Source organism: Mesorhizobium sp. M4B.F.Ca.ET.089.01.1.1 (assembly GCF_004022605.1).
GTDB lineage: Bacteria > Pseudomonadota > Alphaproteobacteria > Rhizobiales > Rhizobiaceae > Mesorhizobium > Mesorhizobium abyssinicae.
This window is the reverse complement of the sequence record NZ_RZOS01000458.1, coordinates 1-4,322: the sequence shown is the minus strand read 5'-3', so window position 1 is coordinate 4,322 and position 4,322 is coordinate 1. Positions and strand designations below refer to the sequence as shown.

Annotated in this window: 5 protein-coding genes; all 5 read right to left on the bottom strand. The window is 63.4% G+C overall.

The features are described from left to right. Window positions 1-389, bottom strand: a 389-nt coding sequence (locus EN780_RS28465; protein ID WP_210215058.1) for a hypothetical protein, incomplete at its 3' end; no start/stop codon positions are given. A 9-nt stretch (window positions 390-398) separates the two neighbouring features. Next, window positions 399-1,190: a hypothetical protein gene (locus EN780_RS28460; RefSeq protein ID WP_187331303.1), complete on the bottom strand. Its 792-nt coding sequence runs from the start codon at window positions 1,188-1,190 to the stop codon at window positions 399-401. Window positions 1,191-1,194: 4 nt separating this feature from the next. Further along, window positions 1,195-1,656, bottom strand: a complete 462-nt coding sequence (locus EN780_RS28455) for a GNAT family N-acetyltransferase (protein WP_128275951.1) — start codon at window positions 1,654-1,656, stop codon at window positions 1,195-1,197. Further along, window positions 1,653-3,446, bottom strand: a complete 1,794-nt coding sequence (locus EN780_RS28450) for a hypothetical protein (protein WP_189556806.1) — start codon at window positions 3,444-3,446, stop codon at window positions 1,653-1,655. The genes EN780_RS28455 and EN780_RS28450 overlap by 4 nt, the downstream gene beginning before the upstream one ends. A gap of 53 nt (window positions 3,447-3,499) precedes the next feature. Beyond that, entirely contained in the window at window positions 3,500-4,204 is a 705-nt protein-coding gene (locus EN780_RS28445) for a hypothetical protein (RefSeq protein ID WP_128275949.1), read from the bottom strand. Window positions 4,205-4,322 lie beyond the last annotated feature (118 nt).

Sequence of the window (4,322 nt, the reverse complement as noted above, 5' to 3'; positions counted from 1 at the left end):
GGATTGGTGACCTTGCTTTTCACCGTATCCATGAAGCCGTTGTAGACGTCATTGCCGGAAAGGTCCGGAGCGCTGCCCATCGAGCCGCCACCAAGGGCCGAAGCGACCGCACCGCCGCCGCGCGGCGTCACGGTCGACGTTGCTGCCGGTGCACCACCGCCGAACAGCGCCGAAAAGACACCGTCACCGCCGGCACGCATATCGCCTTGCGCCTTGATGATGCGGTTCAGGTCGCGCCTGCCCCTGATCGCCTGTCCGACCACGGCAAGGCCTTCGCCGACATTGTGCGCGATCGGCTGCTGGTTGAGCAGCGCCTCGGCAACAGCGCGTGCCTTAGCCAGCTCCTCGGGCGTCTGGTACTGCTGGCCGGGGCCGAAGATGAAACCCATGATCCCCTCCTAGATGAACGACGCGCCGAGAGAGAACAGGCCACCCAGAAGGTTCTGGCTTTTCGCTTGGCTTTGCTGCCAGTTTTGGAGCTTCTGCTGGTAGTTGGTGTTGATCAGGCCGGCGACGTCGGTTGTCGGGATGGTCGGCATGTTCGCGTTGACGAAATTCGGCTGACTGACCTGCGAACCGGACAGCAAGGCGGTGAGGTTGTTGATGGGCGCCGAGTTCTGCGCCAACGCCTCCTGCACGGCCTGGCCGCGACCGGTCAGCAGGAGCTGGTCGTAAGCGTCGTTTTCGCCCTGGTTCTGAATGTTCTGCGCCTGGGCGTAGTTATCTGAGCCGGGGCGAATGCCACGGTTGATCAGGTCCGCCTCATTTGCCGCTCGGCGGGCGTCCAGCGCCGGCTGAAGCCGCTTCATGCCGAGGTCCATCAACCGGGCTTCCGTCGCGTCGTTCGACAGATCGATGGGTTTGGCCAGCCAATCCTTCAGGAATGACGATTGGCCAGCGGCCAGCTCGCCGAGGTTGAGCTTGGCCTGGTCGGTCTGGTCCTTGATCGCCTGCCCGGTCTGCGAAAGCGTCTGCGTCACCGTGTAGGTCGGGATGTCGTAGGACTTTCCCGTATAGGGGTCGTTCCACTTATAGGTGCCGGACTGGCTGTAGGTGAGATTGCCGTCAGGCGTGACCTGGTTGACGTTGCCAAGGTTCGCGTTGGCGACAGCCGTGCCGACATTCGTGGAAGTCGACGCCGCAGAGGTTTCTTTGGGATCCGGCGGGGCGGGAGGATCGGGCGCGCACATCTTGTCAGGCCTCCTGAAGGAAATACGTCATTGCGATTGCCGACCGCTTGAAGCCCACGCGTTCGCACATCTTTGCAACACGCAGATCGGTGGCGATGGTTACGTGCGCCCTGACGCAGCCGCGCGCTTTGAGTTCGGCCAGGATGTGCCTGGTGAAACGGCGTCCGATGCCGTTCCGGTGATCCGGCCGCATGTAGATCGTGTCCTCCATGGCGATGTGTTCGCTGTTGTGCATGTCCTGCGTGATCCAGATGAAGGCGTAGCCGACGGCCTCGCCCTCGTTCCTGACCACGAAGCAGAGCAGATGACTGGCCGAGCCGTAGACGTTCAGGCGCGGCTTGAAGTCGCCGATTGTCATGCCCTCGGCCGCCATGCGCGCCTGCATCTCGCCGTAGTGACGGCGGCAAAGCGGTTCGAGCTCCGGCCAGGCCTCGTTGAAGTTTTCAATGGCGATGTCGTAGCTCATACGACCACCCCGCCATTTTCAAAGGTCACGTCGAGCTGCACGAACTCGACATCAGGTCGGCGGTTGAGAAAGCCGGTAACCTGCACCTGCGGCTGCAGCACGTATCCGGTCTTGCCGATCGAGATCCATTGGCCGCCGCTGACTGTCGCCACCGGCGCGGCCTGATCCCACAGGGCAACGTCCCACAGGCCGGAATCCCACAGGTCCGCGGTGCCGCCATCGGCCGCGTCCGGCGCCGTCGGCAGGGTCACCGTATAGTTGACCGAGAACGAGATTTTCGGGTTGAACGGCGTCGAGGCGAGAAAGGTAGGACGCGCCTGGTGCACGGTCTTCAGCCGGCCAAGCGTCTTCATGTGATCGGGGTTGCCGACGTAGGTGTAATAGATTGGCCCGCTGTCATCATTGCCGTTGATCTCGCCTTCGAAGACCTTGCCGTCATTGGTGCCGAAGAACAGGCGGCTGTCGTGCAATTCGATGCAGCGGGTGGCCCATCCGACGAACTTGCACCACGCGCCGGTTTCAAGATTGACGACGAACGACCAGGCCTCCTGCCCCTCGGCCGTGATCGGCAGCGAGACGATGGCATGGTTCATGTCCGGCCACTTGATTACCTCCCAAGGTAACGACAGGCGCCGGGCCGCTTCATGCGTCCAATCCGGCTCGATGTTGCGTGAGACGGCGGCAAGGGACAGCGCGGCGGCATCCTTGTTGATCGCGGCCGAGATCGGGACCATGCCTTCTTTCGTCGCCACGATCAGATCGCCACCGGCGCGCATCGTGGCGCGCTTGCCCATGGGGGTAGTGAGGTCATAGCGGCCGACAAGGTTCCACTCGGCGGCGGTCGCGCCAGCCGGGTTGCTGCCCTCATAAATCGCCGCCTCGCCCTCTGTCGTGACGAACACGCACTTGTCGTCGATGCCGTCGCCGGCATCCAGCGACCACGTCCCCCCGAACAGCAGCGAGCCACCGCGCTGGAAGACGCCGGACAGGTTCAGCGTCCCGAGCGCGCCGGTGACGGAATCGACCGGCAGATAGCTGGCCTTCATCGTGCCGCCCTGGATGAAGAACAGGCGATTTCGGTAGAGCCAGATGTGAGACAGGGCGCTGGTCGCCACGCCAGTGATCGCCGCCGAAACCTGAACGACGCCGCCTGGAATGTTGGCCGTGGCCGAACCGCCGCCGGCGCCGGTGATGGTCTCGTTGTCGACGAACGTCCCGGTAATCGACTGGATCATCAGCGAGCCGGTCGCGCCGTTGTCGACGTTCTTGACCACGGTCGCCGTCGCGCCGCTTGTCCCGCCCGTCACGACCTGGCCGTTGATGAAGTTGACGGTCTGGGCGTCGAAGTTCAGGCGATAGGTCGCAAGGCCGTTGACCGCCGTCCAGTCGAATGTCGTCGAATAGAGCTGCAGGAAGTCGGTGCCGTTGACCGCCACGACGAACGAACCGCCCGACGTCGTGAAATTGACGTAGGAGTAATAGCCCGACGTCTGGCCGGTGACCGAAGCGGCCGGCGGGTTGACAGCATCGGCGGGCGCCGTGACGTCGCGCACGGTCGTCTCGTCGCAGGCCCAAATCTTCTTGGTGCCGCCGGCGTTGTAGGTGATGAAGCTTTCGACCGGGTCGCTGCCGATCGTGGCGCGCTTGACCGAGCCGCCGCGCATTACGATGCCGGTCGAAGTCGGCAGCCAGTTCTCAAGCGTCTGAGCCGAGAACGGCTTGGACTTCACCAGGCTCTGATTGGTAACCCAGCCAGCGACCGGTGCACCGAACGTGAATGGCTGCGCCATGGCGCGCGCAGGGGCCGGAACGGCTTTCCGGCGGCCGGGAAAACGCTCGTACCTCACGCTGCACCTGTGACCGTGCCGGGCCACGCCACGCCCCGGCCGCGCCAACTGACAGGCGGCTGACCCGACACGACCGGCTTGGAACCGGCGTCCGTATCGATCCGGCGCAGGAGCAGGTCCTGGTAGTCGTCCAGATCCTGCTCGTAGGCCTGGCCCTTGTTCTGCTTCCAGCGGGCGATGATCGCCTTTTTCAGCAGTTCCTCGGAAAGCCGGAAGCTGTCGGCATCTTCGGTGAACATCGTCTTCTTTGACGTGTCGCTGGCGGCGACGAGCTGGTTCGACATGTAGAAGAATTTGATGGTTTCGGTGCTCGCCATCACCGGCCACTGGTGGAACTGGTCGCCGAAGATGATCCAGTAGCCGTTCACCGTGGCGATCGGCGTCACCTGAAGCTCAAGCCACTGATCCGGGCTGGTGAGGTGTTCGGTTGCCCACTGCCAGCGTGACGACCAGAGCGACGACGTCTTTTGCATCCGCCGGAAGTCGGTCGGCATGTCGAACGCATCTGACACGCCGTCGCCGGTGAGCGTCTTCAGGATCAGCAGCTTTTGCCAGTCATGCGCGTCCGCGATTTCGGACGCCATGACGTTGGCCAATTCCTGCATCTCGACCATCTCTCGACCGGTCGCGCCATAGACCAGCGTCGGCACTTCCATGCCGAGCACTGTCGCGGCGCCTTTGACCACGTCGAGGATGGACATCAGGCAGCTTCCTTGCCCTTGCTCTTCGGCTTGGTAAGTTCCTCGATCATGGCTTCCATCGCGGCCTGACGCTCGACCAGCTCGGCGATCTGGGCATCCTTCGCGGCCTCGCGCTCGG

What these genes read in the sequence shown, in the direction of transcription:
- EN780_RS28450 (WP_189556806.1), bottom strand. Translation starts at nt 3,446, where the DNA reads ATGGCGCAGCCATTCACGTTCGGTGCACCGGTCGCTGGCTGGGTTACC.
- EN780_RS28460 (WP_187331303.1), bottom strand. Translation starts at nt 1,190, where the DNA reads ATGTGCGCGCCCGATCCTCCCGCCCCGCCGGATCCCAAAGAAACCTCT.
- EN780_RS28455 (WP_128275951.1), bottom strand. Translation starts at nt 1,656, where the DNA reads ATGAGCTACGACATCGCCATTGAAAACTTCAACGAGGCCTGGCCGGAG.
- EN780_RS28445 (WP_128275949.1), bottom strand. Translation starts at nt 4,204, where the DNA reads ATGTCCATCCTCGACGTGGTCAAAGGCGCCGCGACAGTGCTCGGCATG.